Here is a 2625-nt window from a genome sequence, read left to right on the forward strand (position 1 = left end):
ACGCTCCCGGTTTTCACCATCACGGCTGCTACCCGGGGCCAATCACCACTACCACGCCACCCCCGCTTCCGCGAAAGGCAACCTGTCCAACTTACCACCTCCACGCAACTTGTCAAGTTGACCATCGCGGCTCGAAAGCCGGCTACAGATCATCTCGACGTTGCCGTGAAACTGGGCAAAACTCCAAATATCTGAAGACGAGTCCCCACTGGAGAACCCGCTGTTTGACTTGGATGTGGTCCCTCTTGAGGCCGCTAAGCACTTCCGCTTAGTGAACCTTTGGGGTGACAAGAGGAAACATTACGGTCATCCGGGGGGCTGCGCAAATTAGCGTGCATCCCGGGCGCGTCACGTGCGGATCCGTGTGGATCACTACTCCACGAACACGCCGGCGAGAGTCTTCTTGCCCCGCCTCAGCACCGCCATCCCGCCGGGAAGGGTCCTGCCCTCAAGGGTCGCGGCGAGATCCTCCACCTTGACGTTGTTGAGGTACACCCCGCCCTGCTCGAGCGCGCGTCGCGCCTCACCCAGGCTCGCGGTGAGACCGGTGTCGACCAACAGCTGTGTGACCAGAGCGTTGGGCATGGTGGTCGTGTTCGGGAGTTCGCGCAGGGCCGCCTCGAGCGTCGGCCGGTCGAGCAGCTCGAGGTTTCCCTGGCCGAACAGCGCCTCGGCCGCCGCGATCGCGGCGAGGGTGTCGTCCACGCCATGAACGAGGCTTGTCACCTCGAAGGCCAGGGTGCGCTGCGCCTCGCGACGGAACGGCTCGCTGGCCACCGCCTCCGCGAGCCTGTCGATCTCGGCCCGCGGGAGGAACGTGAAGATCTTCAGTCGCTGAACGACATCGCCGTCGTCGGTGTTGAGCCAGAACTGGTAGAAGGCGTACGGGCTGGTCAAGGCGGGGTCGAGCCAGATGGCGTTGCCCTCGCTCTTGCCGAACTTCGTGCCGTCGGAGTTGGTGATGAGCGGGGTGCCGATGGCGTGCACGCTCGCCCCCTCTGCCTTGTGGATGAGATCGGTGCCGCTGGTGAGGTTGCCCCACTGGTCGCTCCCCCCGGTCTGCAGCACACAGCCGTGCTGCCGGTAGAGCTCCAGGAAGTCCATGCCCTGCAGGATCTGGTAGCTGAACTCGGTGTAGCTGATGCCCGCGTCGCTGTTGAGCCGTGCGCTCACCGCATCCTTCTTGACCATCGTGCCCACCCGGAAGTGCTTGCCGACGTCCCGCAAGAAGTCGATCGCCGAGAGCGGGGCCGTCCAGTCGAGGTTGTTGACCAGCCGCGCGGCGGCGTCCCCCTCGAAGCTCAGGAACTTGGAGACCTGGGCCTCGAGGTAGCCGACCCACTCCCTCACCGTCTCGGGAGAGTTCAGCGTCCGTTCCGCCGTGGGCCGAGGGTCGCCGATGAGCCCGGTCGACCCGCCCACAAGCGCGAGGGGCCGATGGCCGGCAAGCTGGAGTCGACGCATGAGCAGGAGCTGCACGAGATTGCCGAGGTGCAGGCTCGGCGCGGTCGGGTCGAACCCGCAGTAGTAGGTGATCGGTTCCCCAGAAAGCAGGGCCTTGAGCTCGGCAGGATCGGTCGAGACATGCACGAGGCCACGCCACACCACCTCCTCCCAGACATCGTCGAACGAATCGTCGTTGCGCTGAACTGACAGGAGATCGGATGCTGGCATCGGGCAAGGATATCAGCGAGGGGGTCGCCGACCGGGACAGTCGCATCCCCTCAGGGTTGATTTATCTACTATCAACCACATAGGGTTGATTCATTGGGAATCAGCCCCTGAGGGCTGATGAAGGGAGCCTCATGTTCGTCATCACCGCAGACCAGGTGGACAGCCGCAACCGCCCGGACATCGCCGAGGCGACGATTCGCGAGCTGACGGCGGCCCTCCGGGACGGACTCCTGCTGCCGGTCGATCGCACGGCCGGCGACGAGATCCAGATGCTCGTGGGGGACGCGCGTCACGCCCTCGCCGCGATCCTGTCGCTCTCGAGAGACGGGCAGTGGAGCGTCGGGTGCGGTGTCGGCGACGTGAGCACTCCCCTGCCGGCCAACGCCCGCGAGGCCGGCGGACCGGCCTTCGTCGCGGCCCGAGCCGCGGTGAACGACGCGAAAAAGAGGGACACCCGGTTCGCGCTGCGGGGCACCCACGACGGGGCCGTCGACGCCGGCGACGCCGAGGCCCTGGTCGACCTGCTCCTGCACCTCCGCGGCCGGCGGTCGCCGGAGGGCTGGGAGATCTACGACCTGATGAGCACCGGGAGCACCCAGGCCGACGCCGCCAAGAGACTCGGCATCACGCCGCAGGCCGCGAGCAAGCGCGCTCGAGCCGCCGCGATTCGTGCGGAGCTCGCCGCGGTGGCTCCCCTGGAGCGGGTACTGGCCGCCACGGACGACGCGGCCATCGACCGAGAAGACTCGTAGCTCCGAGGCATTCAGTGTCGGCTCGACCGGCCGGCGTCGCCGACCATTCCGGCATGGCCTCGCGCCATGAACGGGCGGCTTCGCCAATCGGCCTGGCGTCCTATTGAACTGTAGTGAGTGTGTGGTTGGTGGGTTAACGCAGGATGGCCACCCCGGTGTCGGGGTGGCCATCTGTACGAAGAAGTCCGGCGGTGTCCTA

At 66.2% G+C, this 2625-nt stretch carries 2 protein-coding genes; one reads left to right on the plus strand and one right to left on the minus strand.

The window, feature by feature from the left end; genetic code table 11:
• Nucleotides 1-372 precede the first annotated feature (372 nt).
• The gene (gene tyrS, locus ACHZD8_RS00690; RefSeq protein ID WP_394768161.1) at nucleotides 373-1674 is read right to left on the minus strand and encodes a tyrosine--tRNA ligase; all 1302 of its coding nucleotides are present in this window, start codon (nucleotides 1672-1674) and stop codon (nucleotides 373-375) included.
• 131 nt (nucleotides 1675-1805) lie between these two features.
• Between tyrS and ACHZD8_RS00695 the strand changes: the two genes are divergently transcribed.
• Complete coding sequence (locus ACHZD8_RS00695; RefSeq protein ID WP_394768162.1) at nucleotides 1806-2426, plus strand: DNA-binding protein; 621 nt, start codon at nucleotides 1806-1808, stop codon at nucleotides 2424-2426.
• Nucleotides 2427-2625 lie beyond the last annotated feature (199 nt).

It is taken from the genome of Lacisediminihabitans sp. (assembly GCF_043726815.1).
Lineage (GTDB): Bacteria > Actinomycetota > Actinomycetes > Actinomycetales > Microbacteriaceae > Lacisediminihabitans.

Excerpts from the sequence above, each read along its gene's own strand:
- tyrS (WP_394768161.1), bottom strand. The coding sequence starts at position 1,674 with ATGCCAGCATCCGATCTCCTGTCAGTTCAGCGCAACGACGATTCGTTC.
- ACHZD8_RS00695 (WP_394768162.1), top strand. The coding sequence starts at position 1,806 with ATGTTCGTCATCACCGCAGACCAGGTGGACAGCCGCAACCGCCCGGAC.